Raw genomic sequence first — 22,114 nt, 5'->3', positions numbered from 1 at the left:
TCAGTTCCGGTCCGCAATGGGCCGCGGGGAGAAGGCTCCTCCGGACAGGACGGGTACGACGGAGGCCGCGTCGAGTTCCGTGGCGATCGCGACGTCCTCGGGGAAGCCACCGCCGCGGAGTTCGCGTCCGGAGGCGCAGGCCGCGACGGCGGCGGCGGGGTCGGCGGTCCCGGTGAAGGCCGCGGCCGCGGTGTGCGCCTCGGGGGAGGGGGTCACCGCGGGCGCGTGCTCGCGCAGCGCGGCGACGACCGCGCCGGCGCCGAGCAGGTCCTCCAGCGCGGGGCGCAGGGTCCCGTCGGGCCAGCGCTCGCCGGCGGCGACCACCGCGACGGGGCGGTCGCGGACGCCGTAGCCGTGCCGGGCGAGCCACGCGCCGACGGCGCTCGCGTTGCGCAGGGAGGCGGCGACCACGGTCGCCACCTCCCCGGCCGCGGCGGCGATCGCCGACCCGTTGGGGGAGGGCAGCACCAGCCGCGGGGTGAAGGGCGCACGGCGCAGGGCGGCGGGGGACAGCGACCACGGCGAGCGCTCGGTCACCTCCCGCCGCCCCACGGCCAGCCGCGCACCGACCCGACGCGCGTAGGCGGCCGCCGTCGCGTCGCGCCAGGCGTACGGGTGCACCGCGGTCCCCGCCTCGACGGCCACCGTCACCGCGGTGGTGAAGGACAGGACGTCGACGACGACCAGGCAGGCCACGTGCGCCCCGATCCGCCGGGCGCCCTCCGGTCCCCATTCGAAGCGCACCCCGTGGCCTGTCTGCAGAAACCATTCCTCGCTCATGGGCCAGGACTATGCCGCCGCGGCCCTCCCGTGTACATCGGCGACCACGCAACTGACGTTGTCCGGACCGCCGGCGGCGTTGGCCAGCTCCACCAGCGTGCGCACCGCCGCCTCGGGCCCGGCGCCGGAGGCGAGGACCCGGTGCAGTTCCTCGTCCGGCACGACGCTGGACAGGCCGTCCGTGCACAGCAGGTAGCGGTCGCCGGGACGCGGGTCGTGCAGCCGCAGGTCGGGCAGGCGCCCGGCCGGGCGGGTGCCCGAGCCCAACGCCCGTACGAGCAGCGACCGCTGCGGGTGCGAGGCGGCCTCGGCCTCGGTCAGCCGGCCCTCGTCGACCATCGACTGCACCATCGTGTGGTCGTGCGTGATCCGGAAGAGCTCGCCCTCGCGCAGCAGGTACGCCCGCGAGTCGCCGATGTGGACGAGGGCCAGCCGCTCCCCGGACCACAGCAGCGCGGTGAGCGTGGTGCCCGAGTCCGCGAAGCCGCGCACGGTCTCGTCGGCCCGGTCCAGCGCGTCCTGCAGCACGTCGAGCAGACCGCCCGAAGCGGCGCCGGCGTCGAGCTCCCTCAGCGCGTCGACGGCGGCGGCGCCCGCGGGCGCCCCCTCACCACCGAAGCCGTCGGCCACCGCCAGCAGCCGTTCGCCGGCGTAGGCGGTGTCCTGGTTGCCCGGCCTGACGAGGCCGGCGTCGGAGAGGGCGGCGCAGCGCAGCTCCAGGGGGTGGTTCGCGTCGTTCACGGCGGAGTCCTTTCGGGACAGGTGATCGACGAGGAAGGCGGCCAGGTCCCGCCGAGCGCCGTGCGCTGCCTCGGTCCGTGCCCAGTACACCCGGATCTCCCGCGCGGCGGCGGGCGCGTCCAGCGCGCACACCTCCCGTATGCGGGCCAGCGGCATCCCCAGCCGCCGCAGCCAGGCCACGAGCCGGGCGCGTTCCAGCTGGGCGGGCGCGTAGTGGCGGTAGCCGGTCAGCGGATCGACCCGCGCGGGCGTCAGCAGCCCCAGCTCGTCGTACAGCCGCAGCGCCTTCGGCGACAGCCGGGACGCCTTCGCGAACGCCCCGATCGTCAGCGAGTCCATGGCGGGCTCCCTCCCTCGGGCCGGGCACGCCGCCCGGCCGCCTCGATGCTGTGGCCTGCCCCAAGGTCAAGGTCAACTGGCCGTACGGGCCAGGGTCACAGAGCGATCGGGCGGTAGGCGAGCGCGGCGTCGACGATCTGCTCGGCAGAGGCGTCCTCAAGGCCGGCGGGCGGGTGGAAGAGCAGGCCGGAGGCCCGGGGATGCGGGGTGTTGCAGTCGAAGAGCAGCAGGTAGTAGTCGGTGTCCTCGCCGGCCGGATCGTCCTCGACGCGGCGGACGATCTCGACGAGTTCCTCGCGCGTGATGTCCGCCACCCGCGGCCGGGCCGGCCGGGCGGCCTCACGGGCGAATTCCTCCAGGTTGCGCGACGCGCCGTACCAGGCGAAGTCGGACAGCAGGTAGTCGTGGCCCGTGCGCTCGTCGAACGCGGCCACGGCCTTCTTCGCCGGTTCGCCGGCCCCGACCAGGTCCTCGATCCGCTCGATCTCACGGGCGACCTCCGCCAGTCGTTCCGGGCTGACGGGCGGCGGGAGCAGTTCGGGTCGCAGGTCCACGCAGGCATTGTGCGCGGGGGCGCCGACAGCGGGCGCGCGCGGCGGGCCGGGCCGGAGAGGGGTAGGTCACATGACCGTAACGAGACTTTTGCAAGCACCTTGCTTGCAAAAGTTAGCACCGCGCGGCATCCTCGGAGGCATGGCTTCACTGAACGTCGGCACCCTCGGCGAGTACCTGCGGGAGCAGCGCCGCAACGCGCAGCTGTCCCTGCGTCAGCTCGCCGACGCCGCGGGGGTGTCCAACCCCTACCTCAGTCAGATCGAGCGCGGGCTGCGCAAGCCCAGCGCAGAGATCCTGCAGCAGCTCGCCCGGGCGCTGCGCATCTCCGCCGAGACCCTGTACGTGCAGGCCGGGATCCTCGACGAGCGGGACCAGGGCGACGGGATGGAGGTGCGGACCGCCATCCTGGCCGACACGGCGATCAACGAGAAGCAGAAGCAAGTCCTCGTGCAGATCTACGAGTCGTTCCGCAAGGAGAACGCCGCAGTGGAGGAAGCTCTTGACGAGCAGCCCGCTGCGCCGCGCGAGCACGTGGCGAAGAAGGCGGCGAAGAAGGCTGTCGCCGTGCTGAAGCCGAACGCGTCCGGACCGGCCGGACAGGGCAGCGGCGGTGGCGGCGGCGACGCCGCGGCCGCCGGGTGACCGGCCGCGCCCCGTCGCGCGGAACGAACGATCCAACAGACGTACCCGCCACCATCCTCAAACGGGAGAAACCCTCATGGCGATCACCGAAGACATCGTCAAGACCCTCAAGGACCCGACCCCGCTGTACGCGCTGGCCGGGACCGCGGACCTCGCGGCCGAGAAGCTCAAGGAGGTCCCGCCGCTGATCGAGAAGATCCGCGCCGAGGCCCCCGAGCGGATCGAGAAGATCCGCGGCACCGATCCCAAGGCCGTGCAGGAGAAGGTGACCGCGCAGGCCAAGGACGCGCAGACCAAGGCGCAGGCCAAGGTCAACGACCTCCTGGGCACCATCGACGGCGACCTGCGCAAGCTGCGCGACTCCGCGCAGGACTTCGCGCTGCAGCAGGTGGGCCGTGCCGCCGAGTACGCGGTCCGCGCCAAGGAGGCGTACGACGGCCTGGCCGAGCGCGGCAAGGACGCGGTCGCCACCTGGCGCGGCGAGGCCGCCGAGCAGGTCGAGGACATCGCCGTCGCGATCGAGCCGGAGCCCGTCCCGGCGGCGCGGCAGGCACCGGTCTCGGACACCAAGCCGACCCCCGCCCCGGCCCCCGCCCCCGCCCACGCGCCGTCCCCGGCGGCGCAGGACGGCCAGGCGAAGAAGGCCCCCACGGCGGCGAAGAAGGCCCCCGCGGCCAAGAAGCCCGCGACGCCGGGCAAGCCCGCTTCCTGAGCGGCCGGCCATCACGGGCCGGGCACGCGCGGCGTGCCCGGCTCGTTGTGCCGGTACGGTGGGAGCCGATGACGGAGGTGGACGGCAATGCTGGTGCAGGGCTTCTACGACATTCTGGGCTGGGTCTCCATCGCCCTGCTGGTCTTCGCGGTGTTCGCGCTGGTCGACGCGGCCATCCGGCGCGAGGACGCCTACCGGGCGGCGGACAAGAAGACGAAGGCCTTCTGGCTGATCATCCTGGCGGTGGCGGCGGCGCTGATCGCGATCCTGCCGATCATGTCGTTCCTGCCGGTCATCGGCCTGATCGCGGTGATCGTGTACACGGTCGACGTGCGTCCGGCCCTCAAGCAGGTGTCCGGTCCGCGGCGGCGCGGCGGCAGCAGCAGCAGCGACGGCCCGTACGGCCCCTTCAACCGCTGAGGTGTCCCCCGGCCGGCTGACCGGCCGGGGCCGTCGGATCAGGCGCCCGACTCCAGGAGCATGAGCGCGACGTCGTCCGTCAGCTCCCCGCCGTTGAGTTCGCGCACCTCGGTCATGGCCGCGTCCAGCAGCTCCTCGCCGGCGAGTCCGGCCGACAGCTGCCGCCCGACCAGGTCGACCATGCCCTCCTGGCCCAGCCGCTGCGCGCCCAGGCCGATCCGGCCCTCGATGAGCCCGTCGGTGTAGAGCATCAGGCTCCACGCCTCGCCCAGCTCGAAGCGCGCGCCCTCCCAGCAGTCCTTCTGCGGCAGCAGCCCGAGCGCCGGGCCGCCGTGCTCGTACGGCAGCAGTTGCGGCGCCATTCCGGACAGCGACAGCAGGGGTGCCGGGTGACCGGCCAGCCACAGGTCGGCGGCGCGCCCGTCCGGACTGATGTCGACCTGGCAGAGGGTCGCGAAGATCTCGTCGTCGGAGCGCTCGTGCTCCAGGACCTGCTGGAGCGTGCCCAGCAGGGCGGCCCCGCACAGTCCGGCCAGTGTCAGCGCGCGCCAGGCGATGCGCAGCTCCACGCCGAGGGCGGCCTCGTCCGGGCCGTGGCCGCAGACGTCGCCGATCATCGCGTGCACGGTGCCGTCCGGGGTGCGGACGGTGTCGTAGAAGTCGCCGCCGAGCAGAGCCCGGCTGCGGCCGGGCCGGTAGCGGGCGGCGAAGCGCAGGTCGGCGCCGTGGAGCAGCGGCGTGGGGAGCAGCCCGCGCTCCAGCCGCGAGTTCTCCTGGGCGAGCAGCCGGGACTCGGTCAGCTGGCGCTGCGCGACGTCCGCACGCTTGCGCTCCACCGCGTAGCGGATGGCCCGGGTCAGGTGGGACGGATCCAGATCGGCCGGCGTCAGGTGGTCCTGGGCGCCGACGCGGACGGCCTCCGCGGCGCGCTCGGCATCGGTGTCGGTGCCCGCGGTGAGCACCAGCACGGCGGTGCGCGGGGCGAGCCGCAGCAGCTGCCGCAGGTTGTCCATCCCGTCGGACGCGTCCTCGGCGGCCTGGGCGGAGAGCTCCAGCAGGATGCAGTTGACGTCGTCCCGGAGCAGCCGCTCGGCCTCGGTCAGGTTGCGGGCGCGGCGGATGCGGACGCGCGTGCCGGAGACGTCCAGCAGGTCGGGGACGGTGAAGGCGCCGGCGGGGTCGTCACCGATGACGAGCAGGGTCAGGGCAGGGGAGGTCCGGCCGTCGGCCAGGGGTGTTTCCTGGCGCGGCCCCGGCACGGCGGCGTACTGGTCGGTGCGCCGCCCGGTCGCGGACATCGGCGACATCGGACAATTCCTTCCCTCCCCCCGAGGGCAACGTCCCGGAGCGGTCGGATCGGTCGGATCGGTTGCTCAGCTCCGAGAACACTGAAGGGCGACCATAGCGGTAGCGCCCGGCGGCGGGGGAGGCCCTGTTGGTAAACCGCCCGTGTCATATGCGGTTCTGAGCTGGGGATTTCGGCCGCGGGGGGACGAACCGGGCATGACCAACGTCACGTTTGCCCCACCTCGGCGTGGCGCGCGTCACGCGGCGGGGGTCACAGGACGCAGGTCACAGCGGGGCGGCCGCCCGCGCGGCGTGCGCGGTCACCCGGGGCGCACGACCCCGAGGACGGGCATCGACCCGGCACCCGCCATCGTGATCCGCCGCCCGGGGCGCGGCGCGTGGACGATGGCGCCGTCACCCACGTAGATGCCGACGTGGCTGGCGTCGTCGAAGTACACGACCAGGTCGCCCGGGCGCATCCGCGCCACGGGGACGCGCGGCAGGAGCCGCCACTGCTCCTGCGAGGTGCGCGGGATGCCGACCCCGGCGGCGCGCCAGGCGGCCCGGGTCAGCGCGGAGCAGTCGTACGCCGCAGGGCCGTCCGCTCCCCATACGTAGGGCTTGCCGATCTGCGCCGAGGCGAAGGCGACGGCGGCGGCGCCCTGCCGGGTGGCGCCCGCGGCGTCGCGGCGCAGGCGGGTGGCGGCGTCGGTGCGCAGCCAGGCGACCTGGGAACGGTAGGCGGCCTCGTCCTCCAGCCGTTCCAGCCGTGCCCGCTCCCGGGCCTCCAGGCCGGCGAGCAGGCGCTTCGCCCGGGCCAGCCGGCCGGTGACCTCGCGCTCGGCGTCGGCGGCCTCCTTCCGGCCGGCCATGAGGCGCTCCCAGGCGGCGGTCGCGGAGCGGGCGTAGGCGCCCAGCTCCGCGGTGGTCGTGCGCAGCCGGCCGATGGTGGCGTCGGCGGCCTGGGCGCCGCGGTCGGCGAGGGTGAGTCCGTCGAGGAAGGCGTCCGGGTCGTCGCTGAGCAGCAGGTCGAGCCCGGGGCCGATGCCGCCGCCGCGGTACTGGGCGCGGGCGAGCGCGCCCGCCTGGGCGGTGAGGGCGCGCAGCCGGGTCTGCTCGCGGTCGAGGACGCGGGCCAGCGCGACGATCTGCTTCTGCTGGGCGAGGACCCGTTCGTGCGCGGAGTTGTAGGTGTCGGTGGCGCGCTCGGCCTGCCGGTAGAGGGCGTCGACCTCGGCCCGCACGTCCCGCAGTGTGCGGCGCGGGTGGGGCGGATCGGCGTGCGCGACCGGCACGGGGGCGGACAGGAGCAGCAGCAGCGCGGCGCAGGCAAGGCAGGCCGTACGCTTCATGCGGGCACCTCCGCCGCGTATCTGACGGTCCGTCACGTGGTTGTGGATGGTGCCACGGAAGACGCGAATCGGCCAGAGCCGCGGGCCCGCGCATCGCGCTCCGGCGCCGTGCCGGACCGGCCGGCGGCGGGTATCAGCGCAGCGCCGGGGCCAGGGCCTCCCAGCGGACGGTCACCTCGCCCTGGCGCCAGCGGGCCGGGGTGTCGGTGACGGGCCACCCGCCCGGACCCGCCAGGCTGCGCACGGCGCGGATCCAGCGCTGCCGGGCGCCCAGGGAGGCGAAGGGCGCGGCGGCCGCCCACGCCCGGTCGAAGTCGGTGAGGAACGCGTGGACCGGCTCGCCCGGCACATTGCGGTGGATCAGCGCCTTGGGCAGCCGCTCCGCCAGGTCGGAGGGGCGCTCCAGCGAGCCGAGCCGCGTGGCGAAGGTCACCGTGCGCGGCCCCTCGGGGCCGAGCGCCACCCAGACGTGGCGGCGGCCGATCTCGTCGCAGGTGCCCTCCACCAGCAGCCCGTCCGGCGCGAGACGCGCCCGCAGCCGCGTCCACACCTCGGCGACCCGCTCCTCGTCGTACTGGCGCAGCACGTTCGCCGCCCGGATCAGGGCCGGCCTGCGGCCGCCCGGGAGGGGTACCTCGAAGCCGCCGTGCGCGAAGGAGAGTCCCTCGCGCGCGTACGGCCGGGCGGCGGCGACCCGGGCCGGGTCGATCTCGATGCCGACGACCTCGGCGTCGGCGCGCGCGGTGCGCAGCCGTACCAGCAGCTCCAGGGCGGTCCAGGGTGCCGCGCCGTAGCCCAGGTCCACGGCGAGGGGGTCCTCGCTGCGGCGCAGCGACGCCCCGTGCTGGGCGGCGATCCAGCGGTCCATGCGGCGCAGGCGGTTGGGGTTGGTCGTCCCCCGGGTCACCTCTCCGACCGGCCGTGTCGCGCGCATGCGCCGAGCCTATGCGAGCCGGCGGGTGCCGGATCGGGCCGTGTCGACGGTCACGCTTTGGCAAAGCGGAAATGGATCTAGGCCTTCCGCCGGTTGTCACTGTTGAAGGGTGGCCCCCGCTCAGCCGCCCGCCGGAGAAGTGGAGGACGCGACGTGAGCCAGTACGTGGCGAAGGTCCTGGCCGCTGGTGCCCACCGCCGGCTGCGCCGCCATGCCGGTGGGCGCCGTCCGCGGCGCGTGGCCATGCTCAGCGTTCACACCTCGCCGCTCCACCAGCCCGGCACCGGGGACGCGGGCGGCATGAACGTCTACATCGTCGAGCTGGCCAAGCGGCTCGCGGAGGGCCCCGGCGTGGAGGTCGAGATCTTCACCCGCGCCACCACCGCCGCCCTGCCGCCCACGGTCGAGCTGGCGCCCGGGGTCCTGGTGCGGCACGTGGACGCGGGCCCGTACGAGGGACTGAACAAGGAGGACCTCCCCGCGCAGCTGTGCGCCTTCACCCACGGGGTGATGCACGCCGAGGCCAGCCACCGGCAGGGCCACTACGACCTGGTGCACTCGCACTACTGGCTCTCCGGCCACGTCGGCTGGCTCGCCGCCGAGCGCTGGGGCGTCCCGCTCGTCCACGCCATGCACACCATGGCCAAGGTCAAGAACGCCGCGCTCGCCGAGGGCGACACCCCTGAGCCCACCGCCCGGGTCATCGGCGAGACGCAGATCGTCGACGCCGCCGACCGGCTGATCGCCAACACCGCCGAGGAGTCGGACGAGCTGATCCGCCACTACGAGGCCGACCCCCGCAAGGTCGCCGTCGTCCACCCCGGGGTGAACCTGGACCGCTTCCGGCCGGACGCCAACGGCGGCCGTGCCGGGGCCCGCGCGCGCCTCGGCCTCCCGCAGGACGCGGTGATCCCGCTCTTCGCCGGGCGGATACAGCCCCTCAAGGCGCCCGACATCCTGCTGCGCGCCGTGGCGATCCTGCTCGCGGAGGACCCGTCGCTGCGCGAACGTCTCGTCGTCCCCGTCGTCGGCGGGCCGAGCGGCAGCGGTCTGACCAGGCCCGAGCGGCTGCACAAGCTCGCCGCCCGGCTGGGCATCTCCGACCTCGTGCGCTTCCAGCCGCCGGTCGCCCAGGACCGGCTCGCGGACTGGTACCGGGCGGCGTCCGTACTCGTCATGCCCTCCTACAGCGAGTCGTTCGGGCTGGTCGCCATCGAGGCACAGGCCTGCGGCACGCCGGTGGTGGCGGCATCGGTCGGCGGACTGCCGGTGGCGGTGAGGGACGGCGAGACCGGGTTCCTCGTCGCCGGTCACGACCCGGCCGACTACGCGCGCGCCCTGCGCCGCTACGTCGAGCACCCGCAGCTGGTGCCCGCCATGGGCGCGGCCGCCGCCCGGCACGCGGAGTGCTTCGGCTGGGACGCCGCGGCCACCCGGACCGCCGAGGTGTACGCGGGTGCGATGGCCGAGCGCCGGCGTCGCCTACGATCGCCGCATGGGTGAGCGGGAGCAGGCGGCGGCGCGCACGGCGGTCGAACAGGCACTGCAGGAGGCGGAACTCGGCTGGGAGACCGGCGCCGGGGGCGAGTACGTCGTCAAGCTCCCCGGCACGCGCAAGCTCTCCACCACCGTCGCCCTGGCCGTGGGACGGCACACCCTCACGGTCAACGCCTTCGTCGTGCGCCGCCCCGACGAGAACCACGAGGCCTTCTACCGCTGGCTCCTGGAGCGCAACACGCGGCTGTACGGCGTGGCCTACGCCATCGACGCGCTCGGCGACGTCTACCTCTCCGGCCGGCTCCCGCTCGTCGCGGTGACACCCGAGGAGGTCGACCGGGTGCTGGGCGCCGTCGTGGAGAACGCCGACGGCAGCTTCAACACCCTGCTGGAGCTGGGCTTCGCGGACGCGATCCGCAAGGAGCACGCCTGGCGGACCGCGCGCGGCGAGTCCACGCGCAACCTCGACGCCTTCACCCATCTGATCGGCAAGGCGGACAAGGGCGCCGAGTAGCGCGCGGCCACCGCCTCGGCCCGGCGACGCATCGGCGGGACGGCCGTACGGGGTGCAGCGCGCCCGCACGGCCTAGCAGTCCGCGGTCGGCTCCGGTACCCGCACCGGGGCCGGCGGCGCCGCGTCCACCGACCCGGCCCGCGCCCCGCGCTCCCGCAGCAGCAGCCAGTAGCCGGCGCCGGCGACGGTGCCGACCACGGCGCAGGCCGCCCACACCACGCCGCCGCCCCACCGGTCCAGCGCCACGCCGCCCAGCAGCGGCCCGGCGAAGGACGCCGCCGGCCAGGCGAGGGAGTACATGCCCTGGTAGCGGCCCCGGGCGTGGGAAGGCGCCAGGTCGGCGACGAGCGACATCGAGGCCGGCGCGTGCAGGATCTCGCCGATCGTCCACACCGCCACCGTCAGCGCGTAGAACGGGACCGAACCGGCGAAGGCGGTGAGCCCGAAGCCCCAGCCCATCAGCAGCGTGCCCGCGGTGAGCAGCGCCGCCACGCTCCGCCGCTCGACGAGCCGGGTCAGCGGGAGTTGCAGGAGCACGATCAGCAGGCCGTTGAGCCCGATGACGAGTCCGTACTCGCTCGCGGTGAAGCCCTGGCGGCCCATGTGGACGGAGAGAGTCGTCGAGCCCTGCTGGGTGACCGTGCCCAGCAGGAACGTCAGGGCGACGAACGCCATGAAGCGCCGGTCGCGCAGCACGACTCCGAGGCCGACCCGGGACTCCTTCGTCCCGGCGACGTCCACCGGCGGCGGTCCCGAAGCCGCGGGCTCATGGCCCGGCATCGACTCCGGCACCTTGGCGTAGATCACCAGTGCGCAGAGCAGCGTCATGAACGCGTCGCCGAGGAACAGCCAGTAGTAGCCCTGCGAGGCGATGAGGCCGGCGGCCGCCGAGGAGACGGCGAAGCCGATGTTGATCGCCCAGTAGTTGAGGGAGAACGCCCGTACGCGGTCCGCGGCGGGCACCACGTCCGCCATCATCGCCTGCACGGCCGGCCGCGACGCGCTGCTCGCCAGGCCGATCACCATGGCCACCGTCGCGATCGCCGCCTGCCCGTGGACGTACGCCAGAGTCGCCGTGCCGGCCGCCGCCGCGACCTGCGCCAGCAGCATCGTCGAGCGCCGCCCCACCCGGTCGGTCAGCACACCGCCGACGACCGCGCCGACGGCGCCGCCGAGACCGTACAGGGACGCGACAAGACCGGCGTAGGTGGCGGAGTAGCCCCGGTCGACGGTCAGGTAGAGGGCGAGGAAGGTGACGACGAAGCCGCCGAGCCGGTTGACCAGCGTGCTGGTCCACAGCCACCAGAAGGTCCGGGGGAGTCCCGACACGGTCTCCCGTACGGCACGTCTGACATCGGGCACGGCGGCTGCTCCTCGCGGCGTTCGGGGCGTCGTAGGCGTAATGGGCCAGGTTGGCCTGCGCAGCTTACAGGCGCCCTCCGGAGGGCACCAAGAGGTTTTCTCTTAGACTCCTTGGCATGGCAGAAGCTCCCTACAAGCTGATCCTCCTCCGCCACGGCGAGAGCGAGTGGAACGCGAAGAACCTCTTCACCGGCTGGGTTGACGTCAACCTCAACGAGAAGGGCGAGAAGGAGGCGGTCCGGGGCGGCGAGCTGCTGAAGGACGCCGGACTCCTCCCCGACGTCGTCCACACCTCCCTCCAGAAGCGCGCGATCCGCACCGCGCAGCTGGCCCTCGAGGCCGCCGACCGGCACTGGATCCCCGTCCACCGCAGCTGGCGCCTCAACGAGCGCCACTACGGCGCCCTCCAGGGCAAGGACAAGGCGCAGACCCTCGCCGAGTTCGGCGAGGAGCAGTTCATGCTCTGGCGCCGCTCCTACGACACCCCGCCGCCGCCGATCGAGGACGGCAGCGAGTTCTCCCAGAGCGACGACCCGCGTTACGCCTCCATCCCGCCGGAGCTGCGCCCGCGCACCGAGTGCCTGAAGGACGTCGTCGACCGCATGCTGCCGTACTGGTACGACGGCATCGTCCCCGACCTCCTCACCGGCCGCACCGTCCTGGTCGCCGCCCACGGCAACAGCCTGCGCGCCCTCGTCAAGCACCTCGACGGCATCTCCGACGCCGACATCGCGGGCCTGAACATCCCCACCGGCATCCCGCTCGCCTACGAGCTCGACGCCGACTTCCGCCCCGTCACCCCGGGTGGCCGCTACCTCGACCCCGAGGCGGCCGCGGCGGCGATCGAGGCCGTGAAGAACCAGGGCAAGAAGAAGTAGCGCGACGCGATCAAGCCCCCTGCCTGCGGTTTCTCCGCGGGGAGGGGGCTTGTTGCCGCTCCGGGCCGCCTCTGGGCCCGCTACGGAGTGGGCCGGGCCATCGACTCGAGGCAGGAGCCGGCCCGATCCGCGGCCGGCGTAAGGCCCCTGCTCCTGCTCGACCCCGGACCGGACAGGCCACCGCCCGAAGCCGCTCCGCCTGCCGCGCCGTACCGTGGCCGTTCGACTCGAAACCTTGTCAGTTCGCGGCCCTCGCGCGCGACGGCGTTCGGGAACTCCGCCCGCCGCGTGCCTCCGGGCCGACTCGGACGCAGCGTGCCCGACGGGGCGGCGCAGCCCCCGCGACTCCCGCTCGCGCGGGAGTGCCCAGCAGTGCGGGGCTGTGGGGCTGCGGGGCGCCTTGTGGGGTCTAGTCGACCTGCTCCCCGTCGTGCGTACCGCCCTTGCAGAGGTTGCCCTCCTCGTCGCGGGCGTTCCGCCGCCCTCCTTGCACTCGGAAGGCTGACGAAGGATGGGGCACCCTGTGCGATGGCGGCGGTAGCGGTGGCGGCGCCTGTGAGGCCGAGTCCGGCGAGGGCTGCCGTGGCGATCACGACAGTGAGGATTCGTCGAACACGCATGTGGTTCCCCTTTCCTCGGCGCGTTCGGTCTCTACCGGCGGTCCTACCGGCCGGCGCCGGCCGCGGCGACGGATTCGCCCGACGCGGTGCTGCAGCGGACCGCGGCAGCCGTCGTGCCCGCGGCGGCCGATTCCCACCAGCCCTAGGTAAAGGAGGACTTCGGCCCCGCGCGACCGTGGTGCACAGGCGTCTGAGGGGACATGCTGTGCGCATGGAGGACGAGCCCCTGGAACAGTGGCTGCGACGGCGCAACGAACGGCAGGCACGGAAAACGGGTCGGCTCCGTGCCGGCACGCTTGCTCCGGGGCCGCCGCGGGGCGCTCACGTGGCACCGGACGCCCCACGTCTGATCTCGCGGTGGGACGGCCATGCCTGGCAACCGGTCGCCGTGGTGGCCGACCTGGCGGAGGCCAGGGCCGTCCTGCGCGCGGCGCGGAACGGCCGGCGGGCGGCCTCTCCGACCGGAGGCAACGGCGCGGCCACGCCCCCTCCCGCGGCGGCCGCCGACAGGCGGGAGGCGAGGCTGCGGGCGCTGCTGGACGAGTAGCCGGGCCCCGGCATGCGCGCCGCTGCTCAGGAGCAGAAGCCCCGTCGTCCGGCTGCTCCCTGCGGGCACTTCGTAACGGGCGGAGACCACGTCGGGGGCCGCGGATCGAGCAGCCCGGGGCTTTCGGGATCGTCCACGGCGCGAACACGATCCGGTGGTCGAGGACGTCGCGGTCCACGCTCGCCGGGCCGGTGTCGGTGGCCGTCGCTAGCATCGGCGGCAGCCTTCGGGGAGGGGAGCCATGGGGTACACCGGCGATTTCGTTCTGGCGCGCTGCGACGCATCGTTGGAGCGGCTGCCCGTGCTCGGTGACCCCGCCCGGTGCATCGAGGAGTTCGACGAGTACCTGAACGTGTGCCGGCCGCGGCCCGGGGGCCGGCAGACGCTGCAACTCGGCACGGAGCTCCCGGACAACGACGACGATCGGTGGCTGGACGCACTGGTCGCCGCGACCGGTTCGCCCGTCCTGATCGCGAGCGTCTTCGACAGCGACGTCTGCCTCGTACGCGGCCGCGCGCCGTCCGGCGCGGAATGGTCCGCCTTCCCCGACCCGGAGATGGCCGCCGACTACGAGATCGCCGGGTCGCCGCCGCCCGTGGACGACCCGCCCCCGGGGAGGGCGATAAGGAGAGGAACGTCCGCTGGATGCTCGCGGGGGTGCCCGGGACCGCGCAGGAGATCGCCGACTGGGCCGCCGAGGCCGGTTTCACCGCGGACCGTGAGGCGTTGCGCGAGGTGCTCGCCAGCGGGCGGACCCGTTCGTGGAGGACCTCGTCTTCCAGTTGATCGACGCCTGCGGACTGCCGCCCGCCCGACTCGAAGGAGAGGACCCCGTGGACATCGACCCCCTTGCGCACCCCGGTCACCGCCCCGGTGACGGCAGCCCGTACGGCAGCGCGCTGGAGAAGGCGGTGCTGAACCTCCCCCGCGACGGGCACCTGGTGCTGGAGTGCGCCGCGGACGAGCAGTGCTACGCCCAGGTGTGGCACCGCCCGGACGGCACGTACCAGCTCGAGTACCGCGATCTCGCCCCCGCCGAGCACTACCTGACGCGTACGGTCTCGGCCGAGAAGGTCGTCGCGGCCCTCCAGGGCTGGACGGCCGGCGGGGCCGGCCGGCGGGACGCCTTCCGGTGGGAGTCGATCGGCTCCTGGTTCGCCGATTCCTAGGGGCCTAAGGTCGTTCCCCATGACCGAGCCCTCCCTCCATCCCGTCTCGACGGCCGGTGCGTACGACGCCGTCGCCGTTCTCTACGCCCGGCTGTTCAGCGACTCGCTCGACTCGCTCCCGCTGGACCGCGCGGTGATAGCGGCCTTCGCCGACTCCGTGCGGGCGGCCGGCGGCGGGACCGTCGCCGACCTCGGGTGCGGCCCGGGGTACGTCACCGCGCACCTCCGGGACCTCGGGCTGGACGCGTTCGGCGTCGACCTGTCGCCCGTGATGATCGGCCTCGCCCGGGAGGCGCATCCGGACCTGCGCTTCGACGTCGGCTCCATGGACGCCCTGCACGACGTCGCCGACGGCGAGCTGGACGGCATCCTGTCCTGGTACTCCGTCATCCACACCCCGCCATGCGACCTGCCCGCGTACTTCGACGAGTTCCGCCGGACCCTGGCCCCGGGCGGCCACCTCCTGCTGGGCTTCTTCGAATCCGGCGGCGAACCCCTCGACGCGTTCGACCACAAGGTGACGACGGCCTACCGCTGGCCGATCGACGACCTCGCCGCCCTGGCGGTCTCCGCCGGCTTCACCGAGACCGCCCGGATGCTGCGCGAGCCCGGACCGGACGAGCGCTTCCGCAGGGGCCACCTGCTCATGACCCGGGACGGCGGCCGCCGGGCCGCCGATGAGTTTCCCGCCCCGGGCCGGTCATAAGGGCGTACGCGCCCATGCGTCAGGAGGAGGCAGCGATGACCACCGACGGATTCACCACGTGCCTGTGGTTCGACGGGAAGGCCGAGGAGGCGGCGGACTTCTACGTCTCGGTCTTCAAGAACTCGGCCATCGGCACGATCGGCCGCTACACCGAGGCCGGGCCGGGGCCCGCCGGGTCCGTGGTGGCCGTGGAGTTCACGGCCAACGGCCAGAAGTTCGTGGCGCTCAACGGCGGTCCGGAGTTCACCTTCAGCGAGGCGGTCTCGTTCCAGATCCGCTGCGCCGACCAGGCCGAGGTCGACCACTACTGGGAGAAGCTCACCGACGGCGGCGAGGAGGGCCCCTGCGGGTGGCTGAAGGACCGGTTCGGGGTGTCGTGGCAGGTGTTCCCCGAGGTGCTGCTGGAGATGATCGGGGACGCCGACCCGGAGAAGGCCAGGCGGGCCACGGCGGCGATGCACTCCATGAAGAAGCTGGACCTCGCCGCGCTGCGCCGCGCGTACGACGGGGCGTGAGCGGGAGAAGACGGCGTCGGGGGCCCGTCCGGAGTGACCGGACGGGCCCCCGAGCGTGAAGAACGCGGGTGGCGTGGAGTCGGTGGAGTCAGCAGCTGCCGCCGCAGCGGCAGGGCGCTCCGGACTGGCAGCCGCATCCGCAGCCCGATCCGCAGCCGCACGCTCCGAGCAGCGGCAGTTCACGGATGCCGGGGGACTGCGGGGTCCCCTCGGGGGACGGCTGGTCGCGGGCGGTGGGTGACGTGGGGGACTCGGGCATGGTTACCCTCCTCTGCCGTTGGCGACGGCTGCCTGCATGCCTTTCACCAGTGAACGACGCCCCACCCCGGCGCATCAACGGCGCGCGGAAGCGTTTACCCCTGAGGGGGCACACTCCCCGCGCGCCGTCCCGCGCCGTACGGCCGTTCCGCTGCTGTTCGGCAACCGCCGTTCCGGCGCCTAGTCCGCCGGCATCGGGGTGGGAGGCGGGGACAGCTCGTCCGCGTGCTCGCCCGTGACGAGGTAGACGACGCGCTTGGCGACCGAGACCGCGTGGTCGGCGAAGCGCTCGTAGTAGCGGCCGACGAGCGTGACGTCCACGGCCGTCTCGATGCCGTGCTTCCAGCGGTCGTCCAGCAGGTGCTGGAAGAGCGTGCGGTGCAGCTCGTCCATGCGGTCGTCGTCCGCCTCCAGCTGCAGCGCGTCGTCGACGTCCTTGGTGACGATGACCTCGGCGGCCTTCGCCATCAGGCGCTGAGCCAGCTGGCCCATCTCCAGGATCGTGCTGTGCAGGTCGCGCGGGACGGCGGTGTTGGGGAAGCGCAGCCGTGCGAGTTTCGCCACATGCCGGGCGAGGTCGCCGGCGCGCTCCAGGTCCGCGCTCATGCGCAGGCTGGTGACGACGATCCGCAGGTCGGTCGCGACGGGCTGCTGGCGGGCGAGCAGGGTGATGGCCCGGTTCTCCAGCTCGCGCTGCAGGTCGTCCACCTTCTCGTCGGCGGCGATCACGCTCTCCGCGAGCTTGAGGTCGGCGTCGAGCAGTGCCGTGGTGGCCCGCCCGATCGCGGAGCCGACCAGCCTGGCCATCTCGACCAGGCCGTCACCGATCGAGTCGAGTTCCTCGTGATATGCGTCGCGCATCGCATTCCTTCCGTTGCCGCTTCAGCCATTCGAAAAGAGGATTGTCCTCCCACGCTGACACGCTCCCAACCTCGCGCGGGCACGCGTACCGCCCGAGCATCCGGAATGAACCGGTACTGACACCACGGTGAACTCTTGGCAACGCGCGTTCGAGAAGACGCTCCGACCCTGTGGGCCACTCATTTCGTCCCCCTAACCTGGGTGTATGGACGTGAACGCGGCAGTCGCCGCAGCCAGTGCGATCGCCGGGCTCTGCACCGGTGTGATCGCTGTGCTCGCGTTCCGCTGGAGCGAGCGGGAACAGGCCCGCCCCACACGCACATCCCTGCGGCCCGACGCCGCAGCCGTACTACCGCCGGGCGTGGACACGGTGCTGTCCGTGCTGCGCTCGTCGGCCGTCGTCCTCGACGAGGGCGACACGGTGGTCAAGGCGAGCTCGGCGGCGTACGCCCTCGGGCTGGTCCGCGGCGGCAGGCTCGCCGTCGACCAGATGCTGCAGATGGCCCGGGAGACCCGGCGGGACGGCGAGATACGGCAGGTGGAACTGGACCTGCCACGCCGGGGCGCCGGCCGCGGGGAGGGCCTGGCGGTCTCCGCCCGGGTGGCACCACTGGGCTCGCGCCTGGTGCTGCTGCTGGTCGAGGACCTGACCGACGCCCGGCGCATCGAGGCGGTACGGCGAGACTTTGTCGCCAACGTCAGCCATGAGCTCAAGACCCCGGTCGGCGCGCTGTCGCTGCTCTCCGAAGCGGTGATGGACGCCAGTGACGACCCGGAGGCCGTCGAGCGCTTCGCGGGCCGGATGCAGATCGAGGCCGCCCGGCTGACCAGCCTGGTCCAGGAGATCATCGACCTCTCCCGGGTCCAGGACGACAACCCCCTCGACGACGCCGAGCCCGTAGCCGTCGACGACCTCGTCGCCGAGGCCGTGGACCGCTGCCGCCACCCGGCGAACGCCAAGCAGATCACCATGGCCACCGGCGGTGCCCCCGACCTGTACATCTGGGGCAACCGCAGCCAGCTCGCGGCCGCACTCGGCAACCTCGTCGAGAACGCGGTCAACTACAGCCCGGCCCGCACCCGCGTGGGGATCGCGGGCCGCAGGGTCGCCGCACCCGGCGGCGACCTGATCGAGATCTCCGTGACCGACCAGGGAACCGGCATCTCCGAAAAGGACCGGGACCGCATCTTCGAGCGGTTCTACCGGGTCGACCCGGCGCGTTCGCGCGCCACGGGCGGCACCGGGCTCGGTCTGTCCATCGTCAAGCACGTGGCCGCCTCCCACGGCGGGGAGGTCACGGTGTGGAGCGCCGAAGGCCAGGGCTCCACCTTCACCCTGCGGCTGCCCGAAGCCGCGGTGTCCCGGGACGGCCGGGACCGCTCCACCGCCGTGGCGGCGGAGGACGGGGAGCCCGGGCCCGGCTCCGGCTCCTCCTCCGCGCTCTACGAGACGTTTCCCGATCACATCCCCGCCCCGGAGGTCCTTCCGTGACCCGAGTACTCGTCGTCGAGGACGAAGAGTCCTTCAGTGACGCCCTGTCGTACATGCTCCGCAAAGAGGGCTTCGAGGTCGCCATCGCGGCGACCGGGCCCGACGCGCTGGACGAGTTCGAGCGCAACGGCGCCGACCTGGTCCTGCTCGACCTGATGCTGCCGGGCCTGCCCGGCACGGAGGTCTGCCGCCAGCTGCGGCTGAAGTCCACCGTCCCGGTGATCATGGTCACCGCGAAGGACAGCGAGATCGACAAGGTTGTCGGTCTCGAAATAGGAGCGGACGACTACGTCACCAAGCCCTACTCCTCGCGTGAGCTGGTCGCCCGCATCCGTGCGGTGCTGCGCCGCCGCGGCGAGCCCGAGGAGATCTCGCCTTCGGCGCTGGAGGCCGGCCCGGTCCGCATGGACGTCGACCGGCACGTCGTCACGGTGGGCGGCGGCAAGGTCGACCTGCCGCTCAAGGAGTTCGACCTCCTGGAGATGCTGCTGCGCAACGCGGGCCGCGTCCTCACCCGCATGCAGCTGATCGACCGGGTCTGGGGCGCCGACTACGTCGGCGACACCAAGACCCTCGACGTCCACGTCAAGCGGCTCCGCGCCAAGATCGAACCGGACCCGGGTGCGCCGCGCTACCTGGTGACGGTCCGTGGCCTGGGCTACAAGTTCGAGCCGTAAACCGGCCGCGGCCGGCACCGCCGGACGTGAAGGGGCCCCGGGAGCGCATCGCTCCCGGGGCCCCTTCGTGTGCCGGGTGCCTCAGCCGGCGGGCGACTCGGTGATCGTCTCGGTCTCGGTGGGCGAGGCCGTGACGCCCTCGGCGGGCGACTCGCCCGGGCTCGCGGTCTCGGTGGGCGAGGGCTTCTCGCTCGGCCCGAAGGAGGCGTAGTAGCCGGCGGCGGGCAGCGCGAGGCTCGGAAGGGAGACCTCGCCGGTCTTGCTGAAGTCGAAGACGACGTTCTTGAAGTCCCCGTCGTTCTTGCTCTCCGAGCCGCCCTTGAAGACGGCGGACGGGTTGCCGTCGCCGCCGAGCAGCACGGAGCTGTGGCCGGGGAGCGTGATCGGGCCGGACAGTTCGGCGTCCAGCTCACCGACCTTCACGGAGTCCAGGGTCTGCTGGTCGTCGCCGTTGTTGAAGATCTTGGCCGTCACCGAGGAGGAGCCGTCGGAGGTGGCCTGGGTGAGCACCACGACGTTCTGGACCTCGATGTCGCCGACGCTGGTCGCGGCGTTGTCCGGCCTGACGCGCAGCGTCTCCGCGTTGTTCCCGGCGGCGCAGGCGGCGAGCGGGAAGAGCGAGAGTGCGAGGGCGGCGGCGAGGGCGCCGCGTCGAAGGCTGCTGCTCACGGCGGCGGCGTCTCCTTGGGCGGGGTACGGGAGGTACGGACGTACGGGACTTACGGGTTACCTGGTGCGGGATCAGGTTACCGAGCCCGTCCGGCGCGCCCGCACCGGGCCACCCCCGGGTGGGCCGGGGCTTCACCCGCCCGGGTGTCCCGGGGGCGTTCCAGAGGCCGCCGAGGGCCTTCCGCGGGACCGCCGGACAGTCCGGCCCGGGCGCGGCGGAATCCATTCCGGGATTCCACCGAACGATTCCCGCCACACCGGCAAGATCCATTTACCGTTCATCCGCCGGACGGAAATCCGGCGTGGTGCGAAAATGGTTCGCATCAAGCCCGTGGCGGCCGAACGGAGTAGCGGGAGACCCCCCGCAAGAGAGCGACAAATCGGGATGTTCCTCCCCTTGTCCGGGCCGTCCGCAGGGTGTAACGGGGGCGTTTCAGGCCCCCTCGGCACCCGCTCCGACCTGCGAATTCCGCCTTCCGCCGGCCCTTCGCAGCACGTTCCGGTCGCACTTGTCAAGCCCCGAAATATGCCCTGACCTGCGAAAACGCCATTCAGAACCAGCCGTTCCCGTGTTACCCTGGATAGCCACGGAAGGGGTACCTGTCACATGACGTTCAAGGTTGGCGACACCGTGGTCTATCCCCATCACGGGGCCGCGCTGATCGAGGCCATCGAAACTCGCCAGATCAAAGGCGTGGACAAGACCTACTTGGTGCTCAAGGTCGCCCAGGGCGACTTGACGGTACGCGTGCCCGCGGACAATGCGGAGTTCGTCGGCGTGCGCGACGTGGTCGGTCAGGAAGGGCTGGACCGGGTCTTCGAGGTGCTGCGCGCACCGTACACCGAGGAGCCCACCAACTGGTCCCGCCGCTACAAGGCAAATCTGGAGAAGCTCGCCTCCGGCGACGTCATCAAGGTCGCGGAAGTCGTGCGTGACCTGTGGCGTCGCGAGCGGGAGCGCGGGCTGTCGGCCGGCGAGAAGCGCATGCTCGCCAAGGCCCGCCAGATCCTGGTCAGTGAACTCGCGCTCGCGGAGAACACCAACGAGGACAAGGCCGAGACCCTCCTCGACGAGGTCCTCGCGTCCTGACGCGGATTTCCGCCGTGGTGCCCGGTGCGTTCCATACGCCGGGCACTGCGGCATGCCGGGGCGCCCTCACGGTGGCCTGGCACTTCGACGACGCCGAGGAGCCCCCTCGTCTTCGTTCGCGCGTCGCTTCCCCCTGCATACTGGGTGCCGGGCCCGGGCAGCTGGCCCTGTCGGGGTCACGGAAGGGTCCGACAGGGGCTTCGCGCCCGGCACGTTGAGGCGATACCCATTTCGGCCAAGGACACAAACCTGACTACCGCGGCAGTCATTCCCGCCGCCGGACGTGGAGTCCGGCTCGGCCCCGGTGCGCCCAAGGCGCTGCGCACCCTGGGCGGCGTCCCGATCCTCGTGCACGCGGTGCGTGCCATGACCCGCGCCCGCGCGGTGTCCCTGGTCGTGGTGGTGGCGCCCCCCGACGGGGTCGCCGAGGTCAGGGCGCTGCTCGACAGCCACGGCCTGCCCGAGGCGAAGGACATAAGGATCGTCGCCGGCGGCGAGAGCCGGCAGGAATCGGTACGGCTCGGCCTGACCGCGCTGCCGGACGAGGTCGAGGTGGTGCTCGTCCACGACGCCGCCCGCCCGCTGGTGCCGGTCGACATGGTCGACGCCGTCGCCGCCGCTGTGCGCGACGGCGCCCCGGCCGTCGTGCCGGGGCTGCCGCTCGCCGACACGGTCAAGGAGATCGACCCGGCCACCGAAGCCGTCGTCGGCACCCCGGACCGCTCGCTGCTGCGCGCCGTCCAGACCCCCCAGGGCTTCGACCGGGCGACGCTGCTCAAGGCGCACACCACGGTCACCGGGGCGGTCACGGACGACGCGAGCATGGTGGAGCGGCTCGGCGTCCAGGTGCTGGTCGTGCCGGGGCACGAGGAGGCCTTCAAGGTCACCCGCCCGCTGGACCTGGTCCTCGCCGAGGCCGTCCTCGCCCGCAGGAGGGCCACCGATGACTACTGAGCCGACCGCCGCCGCCCCGGCCCCGCACGTCCCCGTGCTGCCCCAGGTGGGCATCGGCACCGACATCCACGCCTTCGAGGCGGGCCGCGAACTGTGGGTCGCCGGCCTGCTCTGGGAGGGCGAGGGGGACGGCCTGGCCGGCCACTCCGACGCCGACGTGGTCGCGCACGCCGCCTGCAACGCGCTGTTCTCCGCCGCCGGCATGGGCGACCTGGGCGCGCACTTCGGCACCGGGCGCCCGGAGTGGTCCGGCGCCTCCGGTGTGACCTTGCTCACGGAGGCGGCCCGGATCGTCCGCGAGGCGGGCTACGACATCGGCAACGTGGCCGTCCAGGTCATCGGCCCGCGCCCCAAGATCGGCAAGCGGCGCGACGAGGCACAGAAGATCCTGTCCGCCGCGGTGGGCGCCCCCGTGGCCGTCTCCGGCGCGACGACCGACGGTCTGGGCTTCACCGGGCGCGGCGAGGGACTGGCCGCCGTGGCGACCGCACTGGTGGTCCGACGCGCGAAGTGACCGGCGGCGCGGACGAGTTGAGCCGCCGC

General features: G+C 73.1%; 26 protein-coding genes. 16 read left to right on the top strand and 10 right to left on the bottom strand.

Annotated features, from left to right (window positions below; all coding sequences use genetic code 11):
- The 3 genes from OIE69_RS19115 to OIE69_RS19105 form a co-directional block, all read right to left on the bottom strand.
- Complete coding sequence (locus OIE69_RS19115; RefSeq protein WP_326573088.1) at nucleotides 1-780, bottom strand: 2-phosphosulfolactate phosphatase; 780 nt, start codon at nucleotides 778-780, stop codon at nucleotides 1-3.
- Between the two features lie 9 nt (nucleotides 781-789).
- The gene (locus OIE69_RS19110; protein ID WP_326573086.1) at nucleotides 790-1,860 is read right to left on the bottom strand and encodes a MerR family transcriptional regulator; all 1,071 of its coding nucleotides are present in this window, start codon (nucleotides 1,858-1,860) and stop codon (nucleotides 790-792) included.
- A gap of 95 nt (nucleotides 1,861-1,955) precedes the next feature.
- Complete coding sequence (locus OIE69_RS19105; RefSeq protein ID WP_326573084.1) at nucleotides 1,956-2,414, bottom strand: bacteriocin immunity protein; 459 nt, start codon at nucleotides 2,412-2,414, stop codon at nucleotides 1,956-1,958.
- 139 nt (nucleotides 2,415-2,553) lie between these two features.
- Here OIE69_RS19105 and OIE69_RS19100 point away from each other — a divergent pair, with 139 nt between their 5' ends.
- From OIE69_RS19100 to OIE69_RS19090, 3 genes are all read left to right on the top strand, one after another.
- Nucleotides 2,554-3,057, top strand: a complete 504-nt coding sequence (locus OIE69_RS19100; RefSeq protein WP_326573082.1) for a helix-turn-helix domain-containing protein — start codon at nucleotides 2,554-2,556, stop codon at nucleotides 3,055-3,057.
- A 76-nt stretch (nucleotides 3,058-3,133) separates the two neighbouring features.
- The gene (locus OIE69_RS19095) at nucleotides 3,134-3,769 is read left to right on the top strand and encodes a hypothetical protein (protein WP_326573080.1); all 636 of its coding nucleotides are present in this window, start codon (nucleotides 3,134-3,136) and stop codon (nucleotides 3,767-3,769) included.
- Between the two features lie 87 nt (nucleotides 3,770-3,856).
- On the top strand, nucleotides 3,857-4,189 hold the full coding sequence (locus OIE69_RS19090) for a DUF2516 family protein (protein WP_326573078.1): 333 nt from the start codon (nucleotides 3,857-3,859) through the stop codon (nucleotides 4,187-4,189).
- Between the two features lie 38 nt (nucleotides 4,190-4,227).
- Here OIE69_RS19090 and OIE69_RS19085 read toward each other — a convergent pair whose 3' ends face one another.
- The 3 genes from OIE69_RS19085 to OIE69_RS19075 all read right to left on the bottom strand — a co-directional run bounded on the left by OIE69_RS19085 (nucleotide 4,228) and on the right by OIE69_RS19075 (nucleotide 7,762).
- Entirely contained in the window at nucleotides 4,228-5,496 is a 1,269-nt protein-coding gene (locus tag OIE69_RS19085; RefSeq protein ID WP_326573076.1) for a PP2C family protein-serine/threonine phosphatase, read from the bottom strand.
- Between the two features lie 300 nt (nucleotides 5,497-5,796).
- Nucleotides 5,797-6,828: a C40 family peptidase gene (locus OIE69_RS19080; RefSeq protein ID WP_326573074.1), complete on the bottom strand. Its 1,032-nt coding sequence runs from the start codon at nucleotides 6,826-6,828 to the stop codon at nucleotides 5,797-5,799.
- A gap of 133 nt (nucleotides 6,829-6,961) precedes the next feature.
- Nucleotides 6,962-7,762 (bottom strand): class I SAM-dependent methyltransferase, encoded by an 801-nt coding sequence (locus OIE69_RS19075; RefSeq protein WP_326573072.1) that lies wholly within the window; start codon nucleotides 7,760-7,762, stop codon nucleotides 6,962-6,964.
- A 153-nt stretch (nucleotides 7,763-7,915) separates the two neighbouring features.
- Between OIE69_RS19075 and mshA the strand changes: the two genes are divergently transcribed.
- Together mshA and OIE69_RS19065 are read left to right on the top strand one after the other, a co-directional pair.
- Nucleotides 7,916-9,265, top strand: coding sequence for a D-inositol-3-phosphate glycosyltransferase (gene mshA, locus OIE69_RS19070; protein WP_326573071.1), 1,350 nt, complete (start codon nucleotides 7,916-7,918; stop codon nucleotides 9,263-9,265).
- Nucleotides 9,258-9,773 carry a YbjN domain-containing protein gene (locus OIE69_RS19065; RefSeq protein ID WP_326573069.1) on the top strand — a complete coding sequence of 172 codons (516 nt, stop codon included), beginning with the start codon at nucleotides 9,258-9,260 and terminating at the stop codon, nucleotides 9,771-9,773. Before mshA ends, OIE69_RS19065 begins: the two co-directional genes overlap by 8 nt.
- A 72-nt stretch (nucleotides 9,774-9,845) precedes the next feature.
- Here the strand turns inward: OIE69_RS19065 and OIE69_RS19060 are convergent, their stop codons facing one another.
- The gene (locus OIE69_RS19060; RefSeq protein WP_326573068.1) at nucleotides 9,846-11,135 is read right to left on the bottom strand and encodes an MDR family MFS transporter; all 1,290 of its coding nucleotides are present in this window, start codon (nucleotides 11,133-11,135) and stop codon (nucleotides 9,846-9,848) included.
- A gap of 116 nt (nucleotides 11,136-11,251) precedes the next feature.
- Here OIE69_RS19060 and OIE69_RS19055 point away from each other — a divergent pair, with 116 nt between their 5' ends.
- The 6 genes from OIE69_RS19055 (at nucleotide 11,252) to OIE69_RS19030 (ending at nucleotide 15,570) form a co-directional block, all read left to right on the top strand.
- The gene (locus OIE69_RS19055) at nucleotides 11,252-12,013 is read left to right on the top strand and encodes a phosphoglyceromutase (protein WP_089227655.1); all 762 of its coding nucleotides are present in this window, start codon (nucleotides 11,252-11,254) and stop codon (nucleotides 12,011-12,013) included.
- 831 nt (nucleotides 12,014-12,844) lie between these two features.
- Nucleotides 12,845-13,180, top strand: coding sequence for a DUF6087 family protein (locus OIE69_RS19050; protein WP_326573067.1), 336 nt, complete (start codon nucleotides 12,845-12,847; stop codon nucleotides 13,178-13,180).
- A 645-nt stretch (nucleotides 13,181-13,825) separates the two neighbouring features.
- The gene (locus OIE69_RS19045) at nucleotides 13,826-13,966 is read left to right on the top strand and encodes a hypothetical protein (protein WP_326573066.1); all 141 of its coding nucleotides are present in this window, start codon (nucleotides 13,826-13,828) and stop codon (nucleotides 13,964-13,966) included.
- Nucleotides 13,942-14,349, top strand: a complete 408-nt coding sequence (locus OIE69_RS19040; protein WP_326573065.1) for a hypothetical protein — start codon at nucleotides 13,942-13,944, stop codon at nucleotides 14,347-14,349. The genes OIE69_RS19045 and OIE69_RS19040 overlap by 25 nt, the downstream gene beginning before the upstream one ends.
- 19 nt (nucleotides 14,350-14,368) lie before the next feature.
- Nucleotides 14,369-15,055, top strand: a complete 687-nt coding sequence (locus OIE69_RS19035; RefSeq protein ID WP_326573064.1) for a class I SAM-dependent methyltransferase — start codon at nucleotides 14,369-14,371, stop codon at nucleotides 15,053-15,055.
- Between the two features lie 35 nt (nucleotides 15,056-15,090).
- Entirely contained in the window at nucleotides 15,091-15,570 is a 480-nt protein-coding gene (locus OIE69_RS19030) for a VOC family protein (RefSeq protein ID WP_326573063.1), read from the top strand.
- Nucleotides 15,571-15,658: 88 nt separating this feature from the next.
- Here OIE69_RS19030 and OIE69_RS19025 read toward each other — a convergent pair whose 3' ends face one another.
- A complete protein-coding gene (locus OIE69_RS19025) occupies nucleotides 15,659-15,829 on the bottom strand; it encodes a hypothetical protein (RefSeq protein ID WP_158689751.1) in 171 nt (56 codons plus the stop codon).
- A 179-nt stretch (nucleotides 15,830-16,008) separates the two neighbouring features.
- On the bottom strand, nucleotides 16,009-16,689 hold the full coding sequence (gene phoU, locus OIE69_RS19020; protein WP_018559604.1) for a phosphate signaling complex protein PhoU: 681 nt from the start codon (nucleotides 16,687-16,689) through the stop codon (nucleotides 16,009-16,011).
- A 205-nt stretch (nucleotides 16,690-16,894) separates the two neighbouring features.
- Between phoU and OIE69_RS19015 the strand changes: the two genes are divergently transcribed.
- Entirely contained in the window at nucleotides 16,895-18,181 is a 1,287-nt protein-coding gene (locus tag OIE69_RS19015; RefSeq protein ID WP_089227648.1) for a sensor histidine kinase, read from the top strand.
- Nucleotides 18,178-18,858, top strand: coding sequence for a response regulator transcription factor (locus OIE69_RS19010; protein WP_018559602.1), 681 nt, complete (start codon nucleotides 18,178-18,180; stop codon nucleotides 18,856-18,858). The genes OIE69_RS19015 and OIE69_RS19010 overlap by 4 nt, the downstream gene beginning before the upstream one ends.
- An 81-nt stretch (nucleotides 18,859-18,939) precedes the next feature.
- Here the strand turns inward: OIE69_RS19010 and OIE69_RS19005 are convergent, their stop codons facing one another.
- A complete protein-coding gene (locus OIE69_RS19005; RefSeq protein WP_326573062.1) occupies nucleotides 18,940-19,527 on the bottom strand; it encodes a DUF461 domain-containing protein in 588 nt (195 codons plus the stop codon).
- A gap of 607 nt (nucleotides 19,528-20,134) precedes the next feature.
- Here OIE69_RS19005 and OIE69_RS19000 point away from each other — a divergent pair.
- The 3 genes from OIE69_RS19000 (at nucleotide 20,135) to ispF (ending at nucleotide 22,085) form a co-directional block, all read left to right on the top strand.
- Nucleotides 20,135-20,617: a CarD family transcriptional regulator gene (locus OIE69_RS19000; protein WP_018559600.1), complete on the top strand. Its 483-nt coding sequence runs from the start codon at nucleotides 20,135-20,137 to the stop codon at nucleotides 20,615-20,617.
- A gap of 222 nt (nucleotides 20,618-20,839) precedes the next feature.
- Nucleotides 20,840-21,571 carry a 2-C-methyl-D-erythritol 4-phosphate cytidylyltransferase gene (ispD, locus tag OIE69_RS18995; RefSeq protein ID WP_326581264.1) on the top strand — a complete coding sequence of 244 codons (732 nt, stop codon included), beginning with the start codon at nucleotides 20,840-20,842 and terminating at the stop codon, nucleotides 21,569-21,571.
- Nucleotides 21,561-22,085 (top strand): 2-C-methyl-D-erythritol 2,4-cyclodiphosphate synthase, encoded by a 525-nt coding sequence (gene ispF, locus OIE69_RS18990; protein WP_326573061.1) that lies wholly within the window; start codon nucleotides 21,561-21,563, stop codon nucleotides 22,083-22,085. Before ispD ends, ispF begins: the two co-directional genes overlap by 11 nt.
- Nucleotides 22,086-22,114 lie beyond the last annotated feature (29 nt).

This window comes from Actinacidiphila glaucinigra (assembly GCF_035918135.1).
GTDB classification, from domain to species: Bacteria; Actinomycetota; Actinomycetes; order Streptomycetales; family Streptomycetaceae; genus Actinacidiphila; species Actinacidiphila glaucinigra.
This window is presented reverse-complemented; position numbering and strand designations above follow the sequence as displayed.